The sequence below is a fragment of the Hyphococcus sp. genome (assembly GCF_965228385.1).
Taxonomy (GTDB): Bacteria; Pseudomonadota; Alphaproteobacteria; order Caulobacterales; family Parvularculaceae; genus Hyphococcus.
In genome coordinates, this window is sequence record NZ_OZ245810.1 from 132,067 (window position 1) to 149,244 (window position 17,178).

Consider the following 17,178-nt stretch of genomic DNA (forward strand, 5'->3'; position numbering starts at 1 on the left):
GTAGGGTGTGCGCCACAAGTTCTAGTTGGAGTAGGGACGCAAGTGATCTCTCGTAATGGCCGCCTGAAGGGCGTTGCTGCAGTCTGTTTATTGTTCATGGCCGGCGGTTGCGCCGTCGGGCCGATCCTCGCCGAAAATCGCTCTCAGCCTGAAATTGTCGCAGAACGCGACATGCTGGTCGACGCCGCGCGGGACGTGAAAGCCACGCCTTGGCCGAAGCCGCAGCCGGTTTCCATCGTCGCCCGGATTGCCGGGGCGGGCGATGACAATCGCGTCAGCCGGAGCGAAGCGGTCGCAACCTATGTCAACACGCTGCAGCCGGTCGGCATGCGGTTTCAGAAGCTGGCGCTCGATGCGCGCCGCAATCTGGAAGCGGCGGACCGTCTGTCGCGCATTGCGCTTAATGCGAGCGCTTCAGCCCGCGTAACCATGAATGATGTTGTCACGGTGGAAGGCGCCATTCAGGCGTTGAGAGAGAACCGCAAGATTTATACAAGCGCGGCGCGCGAGATCGAACAGGGCGGCGAAAGCGTCGACAGCAACGAGATCGATGTGATCCGCACCGCATACGCCGACGTCATTCGCGAGCTGGGCCGCGCGGCTGACGCGCTGGCGGAGCGCGTAGAAAAAGACCGCACAGAAACAATCGCCGCCCGCAGCGGCGACCCCCGGTAAGCGCCGCGGGCTGCATGCGATTATAAGGAACCCCATCGCGGCGGTTTTTCTTTTTTACAGCATGCTCTAAGACCCTGGCGGATGGCGGACAAGCTATCCCATAACAGGGCGGGCGTATTTTACGGCGCGTTTTACGCCGGGCAATTCATACTGCTTGGCGTTCAACTGCCGTTTTTTGCGGGCTGGCTGGTGCTGAAGGGATTCGCCGCCAGCGAAATCGGGCTGATCACCGGCGCAGCGCTGATCGCGCGTCTCGCCTTGGGGCCGCTTGTCGCCTATTGGGCCGATCATCAGGACGATGAGCGCCGAGCGCTGCGCACCGTCAGTTTCCTCTTTGCGCTTGGCGCGGCGGGCCTTGTTGTTTTGCCCGGCAAAATTCTGATCGGCGCATCGGCGGCGCTGGTGATCTGGACGTTCGGTCTGCTTGTGCCGCTGACGGATACGGCGGTTTTGCGCGCTGACCGCAATGGCTGGCTGCATTACGGGCAAACGCGCGCGGTCGGCTCCGTGTTCTTTCTGACGACAACGATCCTCAGCGGCGCGGTGCTTTCGCGCACCGGGGTCGGCGCTGCAGCGCCGCTGATGGCGGGCGCGGCCGCGCTTGCATTCTTGTCGTCCTGGTGGCTGCCGGAAGGGGCGGGCGGACGCGGCGGGGCGAGACCTGTCTCATGGCGCGAGGCGCCAAGGCTTGTTGCGAACCCTGTTTTTCTCGCTGTCCTGTTGTCTGCGGGCCTGACGCAAGGGGCTCATGCGGTTTACTACGCTTTTTCTTTTTTGCGCTGGGAAGCCATCGGTTATTCGACCTTCACCATCGGATGGCTTTGGGCGACGGGCGTGATTGTGGAAATTTTCATGCTGACGCGCATGCGCGGGCTCGCCGCCAGGCTTGGTCCCGCCGCGCTTTTAATGCTGGGCGGCGGCGCGGCGGCGGTGCGCTGGGCGATTATCGCATTCGATCCGCCCTTGCCGGCGCTGTTCCTTGTGCAGACATTGCACGCCTTCACCTTCGCTGCAGCCTATCTCGGCGCGATTGAGTTTCTCGACCGGGCCGCGCCGCTGCGGCTGGTAAATACCGGCATGACCGTGATGTCGGCGACCGGCGTCGGGGCGATCACAGGGCTGGCGACAGTGATCGCGGGCTATGTCTGGGACGCGCAAGGCGCGCGCACAGCCTATCTCCTGATGGCTGGCATGGGCGCAGGTGCGATGATTGCCGCGCTCGTCGCCTCGCGCTTGTGGGACGGCGGCAGGCTTTTCGACTGAATTTGTCGATTTCACGCGGCGCCGCGCGTCTAGGACCTGAACGGGCGGCGAGGGGCGCCGCGCCTGAAATTGCGATAGTCCGGAGCAGAAGAGAGAGATGCGAATATTCTTAACTCTAATTGCAGCGGCGTTGATGTTTGGCCCGCTTGCGCAGGCGGCGGAAACCAACGTTGACGCCAATGTCGAAATCAAAACCTTGGGCGATGGGCAATCCTCGCCGCCCGCCCAGATCGGCGACCTTTCCTGGCTGATCGGTCATTGGAAGGGCGCTGGCCTTGGCGGCAAGTCTGAGGAAATCGTCTCGCCGCCGCTGGATGGTCAGATGATGGGCATGTTCCGTCAGACCAAACCCGACGGGACGCTGATGTTTTACGAGTTTTATTTGTTTGCGGAGATCGACGATACGCTCGTGCTCAAAATCAAACATTTCAACCCGGACCTCAAGGGCTGGGAGGAAAAGGATGATTACGTTTCTTTCCCGCTCGTGGCGGCGGAGGAGAACGCCGTCTATTTCGATGGGCTGACCTTCAAAATGACGGGTCCGGATGAACTGCGCGCAGCGGTGATCGTCGATGGGCAGGGCAGGCTGGAATTTGCGTATCGGAAGACGGACTAGCGCCGGCGTGATCGGCGGCTCATCCGTCCGCAGGGTGCGCGCCGTCCCAGCCTTCCGGCAGGCCTTTTTCGGAAAATTTGCGAATCCGCTCCTCGTAAATGTCAAAGAGCGCGATTTTGGCGCCGGGCGAGTTTTTCGCTTTTTCCAGGAGGCCTTGCGCTTTCTCCATGTCGCCTGCGCGATAGGCGGCGAGCAACTGGCGGTGCGTATCGTCCAGCGCGCGGAAGGCTTTGGACGATTTGATGAACGGATTGCCGATAAGCGCGTAGATGGATACGGGACGCGTCTCGCCGCGCAATTTTAACCGGTCGAGTTCCAGATACGCAAAATGATGATGCGTTTCCTTGTGGACGCTTTCATCACAGATCATGGCGGGCCCGTAAAATTCCGACTGGCCGCGCAGGAAGGCCGCGCGATCGACCGCGGGCCCAACGGCGGAATAGCGGTTATTGCGGCCGTGTCCCATGGGCCCCACAAAACAAACGCCCGTCGCAATTCCGATCGCCAGATGAATCTGCATGCCGCGCGTGCGGCTCGACGCATCGAGATCGGCGTTGATCTTGTCCATGCTCTCGATAAGGCGCAACGCCGCGGCGCACCCCGCCTGCACATGATCGGCGCTTTCAAGCGGGGCGTTGTAATAGGCGAAAAGCCGCCCGCCGTCCGCCTGGTCGGCGGCGCCGCCGCTGGCGATAATCGTCTGGCGCAACTCGTTGCTGGCGGCGGCCAGCAGCTTTGTCACATCATCCGGCAGGGTTTCCATGGTGCGCAGATCGTCGTCGGCGATGCGCAATTCGCAGGCGAGCACGGTGATATCGCGGTGAACGCCTTTCAGGATGTCGCTGCCCGCGTCTTCGCGCAGACGTTTCATGGCGGCTTCGGGAAGCGTGTCGTGGAAAGAGCCGCGCAGATTGTCATCGCGCAACACGCCGCCGATGGAGCGTCCTCCGGCGACGGAAAAGGCTCCGAGGAACAGCGCTGTCGCCGCCGGCAACGGATTGAGCAGAATATCCCCGAATGCGAAGGCGCCGAAAGCCGCGATCAGAAGGATCAGCGAGACGAGGGCGGCGAACCCCGCCGCCTGCCAGAACTGCAATCGCTGGGCGATCATGATCGCCGCCGCGCCGAACACCATCACAGCCAGCGCTTCCATGTAGCCGGTCCACACGGGCCGCTTCGGCGTATCGCCTGAAACAATCTGTGCGGCGGCCAGCGCATGGGCGGCGGGCCGCGATATCTCGCCGCGCGCGCTCTTCACGCTGTCGCCAAGCTCCGTATCGAGACCGATGAGCACAACGGCGCCGTCAAGCTGTGCGTTGGCGTCAAGACTGTCGAGCAGGCGCGCCGCCGAGGTTGACGGCACGGTAAGCCGCTTCGGCGGATATAGCCGCATGGAGGCCGTGTCGCTGACATCGAGCGTCATGTCCGCAAGCTGGATACTTTCCAGAACGCGCCCCTGCGCATGCGTCGTTGAAGCGCGCGTCGCCGCCGAAACCGTCTCAACGCCGAGCGCCAGCCGGGCCGCTTCAAGCGCAATGGAAGGCGCCGGCGTTTCGCCAAGCGTCCACAACAGCGGCGTGCGCCGGAAGACTCCGTCGCGGTCGGCGGGCAGCGCGGCGACGGCGGGCCGCGCCGCTTCGGCAAGCGCTGGGTTGATCGCGTAAAAATATCGCGCTGCCGGCAGGGCGACAAAATCTCCGCTGGCGGCGACGTTCAGCCAGCCGGCGCGTTTCATATCGCTGCGCGACAGCGACGCGGTGCGGTTCGGCTCAAGCGGCGGCGTCAGCGAAACGCCGACGGCGCCGGGCACGCCCTCGAACGCGGCGGCGAGTTGTTCGTCGGTCACCGGCAATAGCGCCAGTTGTTCGGCGAAAGCTTCGTCGCGCGCCCCGGAAAGCCAGAATTCCCCGATGGTCTCCGGGGAAAGCGGGTCGGGCGCGTCCACGGCTTCGGTGAGCACAACGGCGCTGGCGCCGGCTTCTCCCGCCGCCGCCACGAGGTCCGCCAGCACGGTGCGCGGCCATGGCCACGGACCCACCGCCTCCACGCTTTCGCGGTCGATCAGAACCAGATGAAAGCGTTCCGACGCATCGCCCGAAGACGGGTCGAGGCGCTGAAAATAATCAAACAAACGCTCTCGCATGGTCGCATCGGGCGATTGCGCGCCGGCCAGCGCGAAAATGGCGATGATCGCCAGCGCCCCCGTCACGGCGAGCAGCGGCAGCGCCGACAGCCACTGAAAAGGCTTGGAAAACATACGCTTGGACAATTCGACCCTTTCGAGATCCCTGGCGAGGGCTTAGCACACAATTTCGCGCTTATTCAGGATGATTTTATTATCCTGTTGTAAAGCATAACAGTTGCAAGGGGCGGGCCGGGGCCCGGAACCCTTAAGGAAGCGTTAATCATGGCGGATTCGGCCGCGAGTTTCGACATTGATGTGAAAGAGGGCGTATTAAATTTAATCGCCCGGGGAGACTGGCGCGCGCGCCATCTCGGCGAGATTGACGAAAAACTGCGCGATGTCGCCGATGATTCGGTGGGGCGCGAGATCGTCATCGACATGTCCGCTGTGGAAAAACTGGACACTTCCGGCGCCATGGTTCTGCAACGCACGTTTCAGGCGTGCGAGCAGCGCACCGGCGCCTCGAAGATTATCGGCGCCAAAGAACCCCATGCGGCGCTGCTGAACCAGGTCGAGGAGCATCTGGCGCCGTGTCACGTGGAGCCAATGCACGGGAACGCGGTTTTTGTCGTGCTCGATCGATTTGGCCGCGGTATTTACGACGCCATCCTGTCGGCGCAGGCAGTGCTCAGTTTCATTGGCCAGACATTGATCACGGCGGTGCGCGTCGCCGCGCAGCCTTCCAAGATGCGCTGGACGTCGACCGTCCACCATATGGAGGAAGCGGGCGTCAACGCCATTCCGATTATCGGCCTCATGTCGTTCCTGATCGGCGCCGTCGTCGCGTTCATGGGCGCAAAAATTCTGCGCCTCTTCAACGCGGATATTTTCACTGTGGAACTGGTGGGCATTTCCGTGCTGCGCGAGTTCGGCGTATTGCTGACGGCGATCCTGATCGCGGGGCGTTCCGGCAGCGCTTTTACAGCGCAGATCGGCTCCATGAAAATTCGTGAAGAGATCGACGCCATGCGCGTCCTGGGCCTTGATCCCATGGAAGTACTGGTCCTGCCGAGAGCCATCGCACTGATCGTGATGTTGCCGATTATTGCGTTTATTGCGTCAATTCTCGGCCTGATCGGCGGCGGCCTGGTCGCGGCGACGGCGATGGATATATCGCCAGCGCTGTTCATTTCGCGGTTTCAGGAAACCATCATCATCAACCATTTCTGGGCGGGCGTCATCAAGGCGCCGTTCTTTGCATTCGTGATCGCCGTAATCGGCTGTTACCAGGGTATGGAAGTTGAAGGCAGCGCGGAATCACTTGGTCAGCGTACGACGCTTTCCGTTGTGCAGGCGCTGTTCGTCGTGATTTTGATCGATGCGTTCTTCGCCATGTTTTTTCTGGAGATCGACTTTTGAGCGCGTCCGAAACAACAGGTAAACATATTATCGAAGTCGAAGGGCTGAAAACCCAGTTCGGCGACTTCGTCGTGCATGAAAATCTCGACCTTGATGTGCGCGAGGGTGAAATCATCGGCGTCGTCGGCGGATCGGGCACGGGCAAATCCGTCCTGATGCGCGCCATCATCGGCCTGAAACTGCCGAGCGAAGGCAGCGTGCGCGTTTTCGGCGAGGATTATTATGAGGCGGATGAAAAAACCCGCACAGCCATCGAACAGCGCTGGGGCGTTCTTTTTCAGGGCGGCGCGCTGTTTTCGTCCATGACGGTGGCGCAAAACGTCATGGCGCCCATTCGCGAGCACTTGGATGTGCCTGATGATCTCGCCAAGGACATTGCGGCCATGAAAATCTCCATGTCGGGCCTGCCCGAAGAGGCCGGCGCGAAATATCCGTCCGAGCTTTCAGGCGGCATGAAGAAGCGCGCGGGGCTCGCCCGGGCGCTGGCGCTGGACCCGGAAATCGTCTTTCTCGATGAGCCGACGGCGGGCCTTGACCCCATCGGAGCTGCAAAATTCGACGATCTCATCGTGAATCTCAAGGAATCCTTAGGGTTAACGGTGTTTATGGTTACCCATGATCTTGATACGCTACATGCGACTTGTGACCGGGTGGCGGTGCTCGCTGAAAAGCGCGTCATCGCCTGCGGACCGCTCGAAGAGGTGCGGCGCGCGGACCATCCGTGGATCGAGGAGTATTTTTCAGGGCCCAGGGGAAGGGCTGCGCTCGCCGCCAAGGCGAGCTGAGGGGCGTTGGTAGAGTAACATGGAAACGCACGCAAAATTTGCTCTTCTGGGTGCGATCGTTCTCAGCATGATCGCCGGGGCGTTCTTGTTCATCCTATGGCTGGGGCAATCCCAGCGTGAATTCGACGAATACGACATTATCTTTACAGAGCGTGTTTCCGGCCTGTCCGTCGGTGCGGCGGTGCGTTTCAACGGCATTCAAAAAGGCGAAGTGGACGAATTGTCCATCGATCCGGACGATCCGTCGATCGTCATCGCGCGCGTCCATGTGGACAGGGATACGCCGGTGAAAACCGACACCAAGGCGGAACTTGAACTTGTCGGCTTTACCGGACTTGCGATCATTCAGTTTGTCGGCGGCAGCGCCAATGCGCCTTTGCTGAAAGAATCCAGCGAGGAGCGCGTGCCGAAAATCAGAGCGGACTCATCCGGCATCGCGGCGTTTCTGGAAGGATCGAGCGATGTGCTGGCGCAGGCCAATCGTCTGCTCTCGGACGATAATATCAACGGCATTTCCGGCATCATCGGTAATATCGAAACCATGACCGCCGCATTCGCCGAAAACGACGAAGAAATCTCCAGCACGATCAGCAATATCGACACGATCACATCGGATCTGGCGCGCGTGACGAACAGACTCGACGCCGCGGCGACCAGTCTTCAGGCCTTTCTGGATGAAGACGCGCCGGCGACGGCGGCGGAAGTGGAGCAAGTGCTGAGTGAATCAAAGGCGCTGGTGGCGGAACTGCGCGCCATGACCAACGAAAACCGGGCGTCCGTGCGGGTCTTCGCCGATCAGGGGCTTGGTCAGGTGGCGCCGGCATTGAACGAGGCGCGCCGTCTCATGCGCACGCTCGACGCCATGCTGCGCGAGATTGACCGCGACCCGAACGCCTATTTTTTCGGTGAGCGCGCGCCTGAATATGCAGGGGAACAGGAATGATGAAGGCCGCCGCGAAACTGCTTTGTCTCGGCGCGGCGCTAGCCGCAAGCGCCTGCGTTTCCGTTTTGCCCGAAGCGGCGCCGCCGAAACCGCGTTTCCACATCGCGCCTGCAGAAGCGGCGAGCCTCTCCGGGCCGTCGCTTGACTGGTCGCTCGTTATCGAAGATCCGCGCGCCACGCGCGTTTACGATTCCGTACGTATCGCCGTATCGCCGGGACCCGGCAAAATCGAATATCTCGCCGGCGCGGAGTGGGCCGACCGGGCGCCGCGCCTGTTTCAGACAGCGCTGGCGCAGACTTTTGAAAACGCCGGTCGCATCATCGCCGTGGGCGACAGGCTTGCGATCCCGGTCGCCGATATTGTCCTGCAAACCGATATCCGCCGTATGGAAATCGACGCCGCCGCGAGCGGCCGCCCGGCGGTGGTGGAAATTTACGCGCGCCTCAGCAATGGCAAGGGCGCCGTTTACGCCGCGCGCAAATTCGAGGCGCGGGCGGAGGCGGGCTCCACAAGACCTGACGACGTCTACGGCGCCTTTGAAAACGTATTTGACGATCTTCTGACCGAAATTGTGGACTGGACCTATACCGAGGGCGCGGCCGCACGGGGGCCCGCCTCCTGAAAACCCGCTATATGCCGGGGATAATGAACGATTTTCCGGCCTCCGGTGTTCATGTATGCATGATCGCATGGGTTCAGGAGGAACATCCATCATGAAAATTCTATCTTCAGTTTCGCTGGCGTCCCTGATGTTCGTCGCGCAGGCCTGTTCGCCGGCGGCCGGCCCCGGCCGGGGCGACGCGCCGCCGCCCGGCAATCCCGAGATGGGCGGCGACGGCGACGCCACGACCTGTCCGCTCATCGGTTCGCGCAACTGGAAAGCGTGGGTCAACGCCATGCCGGGACCGGACGCCCGCCCGACGCTTATCGTCGAGGGGGATGTGGATGCGCCGACCGCAGGCTATACATTTAGCTGGCAGGAAGGCGTCGCGGACCGCAGCGCCGTGCCGTTTCAGCGCCTGCACCTGACCGCAAACCCGCCCGACGGCATGGCGGCGCAGGTCATCACCACACAAACCGTGCGTTATGAAGGACCGGCTATCGCGGAAAATTATCGCGCCGTCGCTGTCATGTGCGGAGAGGAATTGCTGGCGGACATTACGGATGTCATGGTGACGCGCTAGAATTGTTGGGCTAGCGTTGCGCCGCGTCTTAGTTGGAGCGGCGGTAAAAACTTGCGTTATCTTGCCCATCATCAAGCGGAAGAAACCACTCACTCCAAATGCGCGCGTATTCCCCTTCACAGGCATGGATGCGGTTATTTGGCGGTTGTGCTCGACGGAGAGTACGAAGAGACCAGTATAGACGGACGGTTTTCTTGTCGCGCTTCTTCCATTGTATGGCATCCTGCGTTTCATCTGCACAGCAATAAAATCGGCCGGGGCGGCGCTGTCATCTTAAACTTGCCGTCCGGCGATCAGGGCGCGGCCCCGTCCAGGCGGCGCACGCAGACCAGTCTTGATGCTGATTATATTTTACAGCTGGCGCACGCCAGTCCGGTTAACGCGGCGCGGGCTGCTCTTGAGGAGCTCGGTTCCGGCGAGGCGCCGCCCCGCGCCTCAGGCTGGATACGCCGGTTGTCTGCGTTGCTCGCGCAGGATGCGCGCGAAGGGCGAACCTCGTCGATCCGCCGGTTCGCCGCCGCCGAGAGCCTGTCGCCTGAACATATCTCGCGTCAATTCAAATTGTATTTTGGGGTCAGCCCGGCCCGATACCGGCGGGAAAAGCGGGTGAGGCGAGCGATGAAGTTGATCAGCGGCGGCGTCACTATTCATGAAACGGCCTATCGCTGCGGTTTTTCAGACCAAAGTCATTTAACCAGAGAGTTCCGGAAGATTACCGGCATGACTCCCGGCGGATTTATCCGCCGATTTTAAACATCAATTTCATACAAGACGCTTTGCGCATCATAAGACAAGTTTGACGGCTGTTCACAGCGAGCGGGTGATATGAAGGCGTTTCTAACAATTGTTTCCAGCATACTGATTGTCTTCGCTCACGCGTCCGCTGAGGAAGATTACGAAGCGCGAGGCCTCGCCATCGCCAATGTCCATATCCTGCCAATGACGGCGGACGAAGTACGCTACGACCAGACGATATTGCTGGCCGACGGCAAAGTCGTCATGTACGGCGACGCGGATACGCTTGAAATTCCGGAAACTTTCGAGACGTTAAACGGGCTTGGCCAGTTCGTCATGCCTGGCCTTAGCGACATGCACGTTCATTTGCGTGAAACGGACCAGGGTTCGCTTGGGCGCTATTTGAAAGCGGGCGTTACGCAAATCCGGGAAATGAATGGCCGCCCGTTTCTGCTCGAATGGAAGAACAAAATCGAGCGCGGCGAACTCGACGGCCCGCGCATGATCGTCGCCAGCCCTTCCATCGGCAATTTCAGTTCTCCCCGTGAGGGATATGAGACGCCGGAAACGGTTGAAGAGGCCGAAGCGAGCGTCGCGTCCTTCCAGCAGGACGGGTACGACCTGATCAAGATCCATAATTTCGTTCCGCCGGATATTTTCGCCGCGATCGTGCGAAGCGGACGCGAGCTGAACATGCCCGTCGCCGGACATGTTCCGGTCGTCGTCTCATTGAACGAAGCGCTGTCCGCTGGTTTGCGCTCGATCGAACACATGACGGGCGTATTCGAGACTGTCGCCACCGAAGACGGTCTCGCCATGGACGAAAAGGATTTTAGCGGCGCGTATTTCGGCGCGCCGATTTCAAAGAAAAAACTGAACCAAGCCGCAAAGACGCTGGCAAGCGCGGATATTTATCTTACCGCGTCCTTAGTCTGGTTTACAAAGCAGCTTGCTTTTCCCCCTGCAGAAGCGGCGTTTTCTGATATCGACCGCCGCAGGCTGGGGCTTGAAAACCGTCTCGCGGCGGTGCGGGCCTTTCAAAAAGCCGGCGTCAATATGATGATGGGAACGGATTCAGATGGCGGCGGCAAGCTGGCGGCGACGGCAATCCATGAAGAACTGGCGCTCATGACGCAGGCCGGCCTGACGCCCTTCGAGGCCTTGAGAACCGCCACGGTCGTTCCTGCGCAATATCTTGGCCGGTCCGGCGACGGCGTTATCGAAAAAGGGGCGCGCGCTGATTTAATTTTGCTGGCCTGCAATCCGCTCGAACGCATTGCGTGCGTTTCATATATTAACGGCGTCGTGCGGGACGGAGAAATCGTCTACTGGTCGCATGACAGCCGCCGCAGACATATCAACCGGGAGTAGAACGTCCAGTCCTAAGCAAAATACCCGACCGTTGCGCCGATCAGCAGGTAAACGCGCCCGAGCGGCGAGCTCAGATATTCTTCCAGTTCCTCGTCCGCCGTTTCGGAGGTGGTGGCGTCTTCCAGCAGCTGCTCAAAGCCTTGCAGGAAATCATGCACGCCGTTTTCAAATTTGCGGTCGCGGCCCGATTCCGTCCGTATGCGGCGCTTGACGTCCGCTTCGTTGAGACGCAACAGGCGGTTGGCGAAGACATTGCGGTCGCCCTTGTCGAAACGCTCCTGCAATGCCGGCGGCGGATCGCCATAGAGCCGCGTCTCAAGCTCATAGGTAAAGTCCTGCAGCTTCGCGATAATGCGGATGGCGTTTTCCGCCTCCGCCCGTTCCTTTGAAGCCTTTTGTTCAGCTTCCTTCGCGGCCGCGCCAAGATCCAGCGGCGCGCCTTCATCGGCGGCGTCAAGAATCTCTTTCCAGGAAACATTATGCTTTTTGCGCGGTCCGTCGCCGGCTTTGGCGGACCCCTTGTTGCCGAGGGTGAGGGGCGGGGTTTTGCGCGGTCCGCCTTTTGAAGGGCGGCGTTCGGCAATATCGCGAGCGAGCTCGTCAAGGCGCGCCGCCCCGTTGCCGGTGGTTTTGACGGTCTTCGGGTCCGGCGCCACAGGTTTGAGAACAGTGGGCGGGGTGCGCGAGGCCGCGCCAAGATCGAGCGTCGCCTGTGCGGCGGCGGTTTTTTTGGCTTCCTCCGCCGCTCTTGCCGCCTTTACGGCGGCGTCTTGCGCCGCTGCTTCTTCAGCGCGTTTTTTCTCCGCGGCTTGCCGGTCGGCGCGCGCCTGCATTTCGTTTTGCGCTTCGGCGAGGCGGGCGGCGGCTTCCTGTTCGCGCAGCTGCGCTTCCGCAAGACGGGACAAACGATCCGTTTGCGTCGCAATCGCCTCTGCGAGGCGGTCGGCCCGCTTGCGCTGTTCCTCGATCAGCGTTTCAAGCCGCGCATTTTCCTGTTCCAGAGCGGCGCGCGCTTCGGCGAGCGCCTGGTTGCGCTCTTCGATGCGCGTCGCTTCGGACTCGGCGAATTTCACGGCCTCTTCCGAACTCTTGCGCGCGCGTTCGCTGGCGGAGGCGACATCGCCGGAGGCTTTTTCCGCCGCCTCGCCGGATTTGCGCGCGGCGTCGGAGACTTCCTCGGCGGCTTTCGTTGCCTTGGCGGCGCCTTCGGTGGCGGCGCTGAGCGCGCCGGACGTCGATTTGGTGATCTCCTCGAGCGCTTTGGCGGCGGCGTCCTGAACGCGGGCGGATTCCTCGCCGGCTGCCTCGATGGCGCTGCGCGATGTGCGTTCGGCGTGCTCTCTGGCCGCTTCAATGGCGTTGTCGGCGGCTTTTTTCGCTTCGTCAGCGGCGCGCTGCGCCGACGCGCCGATATTGGCGGCGTTGCGCGCGGCGGATTCCGCCGCGGCGTCGGCGACGCTTTTCGCGCGTTCCGTCGCCTGGCGCGTTTCCTCGGAGGAGGCGTCGATCGATTGCGCGGAGCTGCGCATGGTTTCATCCACATCGCGCAGGGCTTCGCGTAACGCTTCGAAGCTGTTGAACGCGCGTTCGGCGGCGGTCTCCAGCCGGATCAGCCGGTCGTCGAAATCCTGTTCGGCCTGCAGGGAAGTGTTCTCCGCCGATTGCAGGCTTTCGATGGTGACATTGGCTTTTTCCGCGATGGCGGCGGCGAAACTGTCCGCATGCGCATTAAGGCTCTCGGTCAGCTCCATCAGGCGCGCGCGCTCCTCGGCGACGCGCCCGACCGCGCTCGCGGCCTTCTGGTCGATGGCGTCGCCTGCAAGCTCAATCGCTTCCACATGCTGGCGGATCATCGCTTCGACCGAAGCAAGGCGTGTCAGCGCATTATCAAGGCCCTGGTTCAGCGTCGACATATGCGCTTCGACAATACTGCCGACGCTGTCGACATTTTGCAGCGCCGTCACGTCCGGCGTAACGATGCGCTGAGCGGCGACGGCGATGGATTCCGCGGCGTTCAGCATGGTGAGGATGCGCGACAGGGCGTAGCCGACAAACAGCACCATCACCGGCAGGATGAACGCGAATAAAAGCGTTTCCATCTCAAAAACATTGAGCGGGTTCCACGGCCGGTCGACGCCGGTGGCCGCCTCGATCTGTCGATGCGCCAGCCAGTTGCCGATGGGCAGGCCGAGGAGAATGGCGACGATCACGAATATGGCCGTCAGGCGCGCCACCTGCCAGATCTGGCGGCTCATGGCGTTCCAGCGGCGCTCGTCGCGGCGCACCAGCATGAACCCGCGCGCCAGATCCGCATTGCGGGTTTCGGCTTCTACGATGCTCTTGAAGCGCATGCGCGCCTCATCGTCCGGCGCATCATCTGCGGCGTTGGCGGCGTCATTCTCAGAAGGTTCGTTCAAGGCGCTGCTCGCTTGGTCCATCTCGCAAAGGCAGTGGTGTTAAAGGCCTAACGCCCGATGCGGCTCCGGGCAATATTTTCGCATAGCCGAATTCGTCAACCACGCCAATTCAGCAGCAGAAATTAAAGCGGCGCGCTTCAGATTGCGATTTGGCAATGATTCGGTTTTTGCGCCGCCAGAATCCCTGTAGCCAGAATCCCTTTAGCCGGAATCCAGCCGGGCGGAATCCGGTTAAAAAATATGAATCGCGGCGCATTTTGCGCGATTTTTCCACAAGGAGGGGGTCCAGAACCGCCATGTCCGCCGCCGATCTGACCTCATTGCAGCGATTTGTGGAATCGCGTCCCTTTCAGGGCGTGGTGCTGGTCCTGATTATCGTCAACGCGATTGTGCTGGGCGCGGAGACTTTTGAAGGCGCGAATACGGCGGCGGGCTCTTTCCTTAATGTGGCGGACAGGATCATCCTTTACGCCTTCGTGGTGGAGATCGGCACGCGCATCATCGCCTATCGCATGACCTATTTCAAAAATGGCTGGAATATTTTCGATTTTCTGATTGTCGCGGTATCGATCGCCGCCGCGACGTCCGGCCTGGCGGCGCTGCGCGCGTTCCGGGTGTTGCGCGTTCTCAGGGTCATCACCGTCATACCGCGCATGCGCGTGGTCGTCTCGGCGCTTCTCGATTCCATTCCCGGCATCGCTTCGGTGGGCGTTGTGCTGGCCCTGATCGTCTATGTCTTCGCGGTGATCGGCGCGAACCTTTACGGGGCCGATCATCCGGAACTGTTCGGAAACGTCTTTCAGGCGATGTACACGCTATTTCAGGTGATGACGCTGGAAGGCTGGCCGGACATCGCCGGCAAGGTCAGCCAGACCCATGCCCGCTCCTGGGTGTTCTTTCTGACGTTCGTGCTTATCGCCACATTCACCATGCTGAACCTTTTCGTCGCCATTGTCGTGCGGGTGGTGGAGGAAGATTCAGAGCCCGTGGTCGATGAAGTGATCGACGGGCAAAAGACGATCCGTCTCGAAATCGGCGCGCTTCGCAAGGATATCCAGGAGCTGTCGAAGCGGCTGCCCCCTGCGCCTGAGAAGGCGCCAGATTGAGGGCGGACCGGCTTTGGGGCGTTCAGCGGTCTGACGCGTCATAATTATACTCTATACAGATTGATATGGCGCTGGGCGTGCAAGCCAGGCTTGAGCGCCAGGTGAAATGAAAATGATGCGTTTACACCATATGCCTCGCGCTATGTATGCGGCGCGCGTTTCCTCAACCGAAAGAATAGAAATTCTGAAATGGACATCATGCGCTATTGCCGGTAGGGCATCCGTTAGAAGTCATCAAAGAAATTTTCATGTCGCGTTTTATACTTGGTAGTTTATGCTTGCCAGCTATTTTCTTGTCACACCTCGCCGCCGCTGACGCCGACGAGGTTATCGTTACGGCGAACAAGCGTGCGCAGAGTCTAAACTCTATCCCGGCGAGCATTGACGTGATCGCCGGCGCGCAGGCCGGCAAGGCGAGCGGTTACGACAGCGCTGAAGAGATCACGCAATTACTGACGGGCGTGCAGGCGGCGGTGGCGAACGGCAATCAGATCGCGTTCCAGATTCGCGGTATCGGCGCCGTGGACCATCAGGCGCTGACGCCCGGCGCCGCCGCCGTTTACATGGACGGCGTTTTTCTGGCGACCAACGTACAGACCGGCCCGCTGCTCTATGATCTTGAGCGGATCGAAGTTTTAAAAGGCCCGCAGGGCTCGCTCTACGGCCGAAACGCCTCATCCGGCGCCATCAACTTCATCTCAGCCCGGCCCGCACAAGAAACTGCTGGCTATATCGAATGGTCTTACGGACGCTTTGATCGGGTGGATGTATCCGGCGCCGTCGGCGGCGCCGTTGGCGATGAACTCAGCGGACGCATTGCCGGGCGTTATCTGAAGCAGGATTCCATGCTTGAAAACGTCCAGAGCGCACCGGGCTTTGCGCAGGGACCTGAACGCGCAGGCGGCGAGCGCGATGAGTTTGGCGTGCGCGCGTCCCTGCAATGGGAGCGCGACGCGGCGCGCGTTTTGCTGCGCGCCCATTACGAAGAAGATAACGGGATCAATCCTGCGCCGCGCAATCTCAATCTGGACCTTGGCGATCATGAAATTTCCGTTGGCGGCGACGGCGTTCAAAATACGGACAATGAATTTTTTGGCGCCGCGCTTGAGGCTGTAGTCCCGCTCGGGGGCTGGGAGCTCTTTTCCCTGACGGCCATAGAAGGCTATGCGCAAGATTACGGTTTCGATTTTGACGGCGCGCCGGCTCCATTTGGCGACCCAACCTTGAACGCAAATTTGCGTTACGACCGTGAGTTCCTGCAATTGAGCGAGGAGTTACGCCTGCAAGGAGACTGGTCCCTTGGTCACAGTCTCATTGGCGTGACGGCGTCCTCTGAGGATTTTGAGCAGGAATATCTGATCTGGTGCGGCCTTCTTGATCCGGCGACACGGCTCGGCGATTGCCGCTATGTGGGCGCGCCCGGACGCGTAGGGCCAACGCCAGCATCACCCGGAGTCGCGACGACGCTGGTGACGGATATCCAACAGACCCGCAAAACCGCCGCCATCTTCACCTATCACGACCTAAACCTTACTGATGCGCTGACGCTGACGCTCGGCGCACGCTACACGCATGAAAATATCAAGGGCGAGGGCCAGGGCGTTCACATTTTTGATGATGGGGTTATTGGGTTTAACAACCGCGACGGCCTCGGTCCCGCCATTGGCGCCAATCGCATCAAGGAAAACCGTCTCAGCGGCAATGTGGCCCTGTCCTACCGCTTTACGGCGCAGAACATGGTCTATGTGTCTTTTTCCAATGGCTATAAAAGCGGCGGCTTTAATGGCGAGGTGCAAAATAACGCTACGCACTTCCAGGACGAAGGGTTGTTCCGGGCGGAAACAGTGAACGCCCTCGAGGCCGGTTACAAAGGCGCGCCGCTGGCGAATCTGTCGCTTAACGCCGCGCTTTTCTATCAGGACTATAATCGCCCCCAGGCGCGGATTTTTGTGAATTTCCCGCTGCCGGACGACACGTCCATTACATCAAACTCCCTGTCCAATCTCGATAAGGCGGAAGCATATGGCTTCGAGGGCGGATTATCATGGCGCCCCGACCCGGCGCTAAGCCTTGGCGGCTCGGTGACGCTTCTGGAGTCCGAGATCCGCCAGTCCACAGACACTGGGGGCAACGCGGCGTTGTTTGACGGCAATCCGCTGCCCTTCGCGTCGAAGGTCTCAGTCACAGGCTTTTCCCGCTATCAGCGGGAGATCGCCAAAGGGGTCAGTCTCGCCCTTCAAGGCAATGCTAAATATCAAAGCGCGTTTTTCCTCGATGCTGAGGGCCGCGCCGGCCGCCGGCAACGCGCCTACACGCTTGTCGATGCGCAAGCAGCGCTCTTGTTCGCGGACGCCGGGCTGGAACTGGCGGTCAGCGCGCGCAATCTCCTCAATCAGGACTACGCCGTCTCCGGTTTCGGGTTCATCGGATACAACGTCTTTGTCGGGCCCCCCCGGACATGGGCCGTCTCACTGCGGAAAACCTTTTAGACGCGCACAGCAAAGGCGCTTTGCCAAAGCGCAAAAAAATGCGACCGTC

General features: G+C 60.7%; 14 protein-coding genes. 12 read left to right on the forward strand and 2 right to left on the reverse strand.

Annotated features, from left to right (window positions below; genetic code table 11):
- Positions 1-42: 42 nt before the first annotated feature.
- The 3 genes from ACQK2Q_RS00560 to ACQK2Q_RS00570 all read left to right on the forward strand — a co-directional run bounded on the left by ACQK2Q_RS00560 (position 43) and on the right by ACQK2Q_RS00570 (position 2,554).
- A complete protein-coding gene (locus tag ACQK2Q_RS00560; RefSeq protein WP_425407809.1) occupies positions 43-675 on the forward strand; it encodes a hypothetical protein in 633 nt (210 codons plus the stop codon).
- Between the two features lie 81 nt (positions 676-756).
- On the forward strand, positions 757-1,938 hold the full coding sequence (locus ACQK2Q_RS00565) for an MFS transporter (protein ID WP_425407810.1): 1,182 nt from the start codon (positions 757-759) through the stop codon (positions 1,936-1,938).
- Positions 1,939-2,035: 97 nt separating this feature from the next.
- The gene (locus ACQK2Q_RS00570; RefSeq protein ID WP_425407811.1) at positions 2,036-2,554 is read left to right on the forward strand and encodes a DUF6265 family protein; all 519 of its coding nucleotides are present in this window, start codon (positions 2,036-2,038) and stop codon (positions 2,552-2,554) included.
- Positions 2,555-2,573: 19 nt separating this feature from the next.
- On the opposite strand, the gene ACQK2Q_RS00575 is transcribed toward ACQK2Q_RS00570, so the two are convergent.
- Positions 2,574-4,823 carry a CHASE2 domain-containing protein gene (locus ACQK2Q_RS00575; RefSeq protein ID WP_425407812.1) on the reverse strand — a complete coding sequence of 750 codons (2,250 nt, stop codon included), beginning with the start codon at positions 4,821-4,823 and terminating at the stop codon, positions 2,574-2,576.
- A 138-nt stretch (positions 4,824-4,961) separates the two neighbouring features.
- Between ACQK2Q_RS00575 and ACQK2Q_RS00580 the strand changes: the two genes are divergently transcribed.
- The 7 genes from ACQK2Q_RS00580 to ACQK2Q_RS00610 all read left to right on the forward strand — a co-directional run bounded on the left by ACQK2Q_RS00580 (position 4,962) and on the right by ACQK2Q_RS00610 (position 11,117).
- Positions 4,962-6,098 carry an MlaE family lipid ABC transporter permease subunit gene (locus tag ACQK2Q_RS00580; protein WP_425407813.1) on the forward strand — a complete coding sequence of 379 codons (1,137 nt, stop codon included), beginning with the start codon at positions 4,962-4,964 and terminating at the stop codon, positions 6,096-6,098.
- Positions 6,095-6,883, forward strand: coding sequence for an ABC transporter ATP-binding protein (locus tag ACQK2Q_RS00585; RefSeq protein ID WP_425407814.1), 789 nt, complete (start codon positions 6,095-6,097; stop codon positions 6,881-6,883). The genes ACQK2Q_RS00580 and ACQK2Q_RS00585 overlap by 4 nt, the downstream gene beginning before the upstream one ends.
- 19 nt (positions 6,884-6,902) lie before the next feature.
- Positions 6,903-7,826, forward strand: coding sequence for an MlaD family protein (locus ACQK2Q_RS00590; protein WP_425407815.1), 924 nt, complete (start codon positions 6,903-6,905; stop codon positions 7,824-7,826).
- A complete protein-coding gene (locus ACQK2Q_RS00595; protein ID WP_425407816.1) occupies positions 7,823-8,449 on the forward strand; it encodes an ABC-type transport auxiliary lipoprotein family protein in 627 nt (208 codons plus the stop codon). The genes ACQK2Q_RS00590 and ACQK2Q_RS00595 overlap by 4 nt, the downstream gene beginning before the upstream one ends.
- A 91-nt stretch (positions 8,450-8,540) precedes the next feature.
- Entirely contained in the window at positions 8,541-9,011 is a 471-nt protein-coding gene (locus ACQK2Q_RS00600) for a hypothetical protein (protein ID WP_425407817.1), read from the forward strand.
- A 147-nt stretch (positions 9,012-9,158) separates the two neighbouring features.
- On the forward strand, positions 9,159-9,764 hold the full coding sequence (locus ACQK2Q_RS00605) for a helix-turn-helix domain-containing protein (RefSeq protein ID WP_425411098.1): 606 nt from the start codon (positions 9,159-9,161) through the stop codon (positions 9,762-9,764).
- Positions 9,765-9,836: 72 nt separating this feature from the next.
- The gene (locus ACQK2Q_RS00610) at positions 9,837-11,117 is read left to right on the forward strand and encodes an amidohydrolase family protein (RefSeq protein WP_425407818.1); all 1,281 of its coding nucleotides are present in this window, start codon (positions 9,837-9,839) and stop codon (positions 11,115-11,117) included.
- 11 nt (positions 11,118-11,128) lie between these two features.
- Here the strand turns inward: ACQK2Q_RS00610 and ACQK2Q_RS00615 are convergent, their stop codons facing one another.
- The gene (locus tag ACQK2Q_RS00615; protein WP_425407819.1) at positions 11,129-13,534 is read right to left on the reverse strand and encodes a hypothetical protein; all 2,406 of its coding nucleotides are present in this window, start codon (positions 13,532-13,534) and stop codon (positions 11,129-11,131) included.
- A 296-nt stretch (positions 13,535-13,830) separates the two neighbouring features.
- Between ACQK2Q_RS00615 and ACQK2Q_RS00620 the strand changes: the two genes are divergently transcribed.
- Both ACQK2Q_RS00620 and ACQK2Q_RS00625 read left to right on the forward strand, forming a co-directional pair.
- Positions 13,831-14,640, forward strand: a complete 810-nt coding sequence (locus ACQK2Q_RS00620) for an ion transporter (protein ID WP_425407820.1) — start codon at positions 13,831-13,833, stop codon at positions 14,638-14,640.
- Positions 14,641-14,888: 248 nt separating this feature from the next.
- The gene (locus ACQK2Q_RS00625) at positions 14,889-17,129 is read left to right on the forward strand and encodes a TonB-dependent receptor (RefSeq protein WP_425407821.1); all 2,241 of its coding nucleotides are present in this window, start codon (positions 14,889-14,891) and stop codon (positions 17,127-17,129) included.
- Positions 17,130-17,178 lie beyond the last annotated feature (49 nt).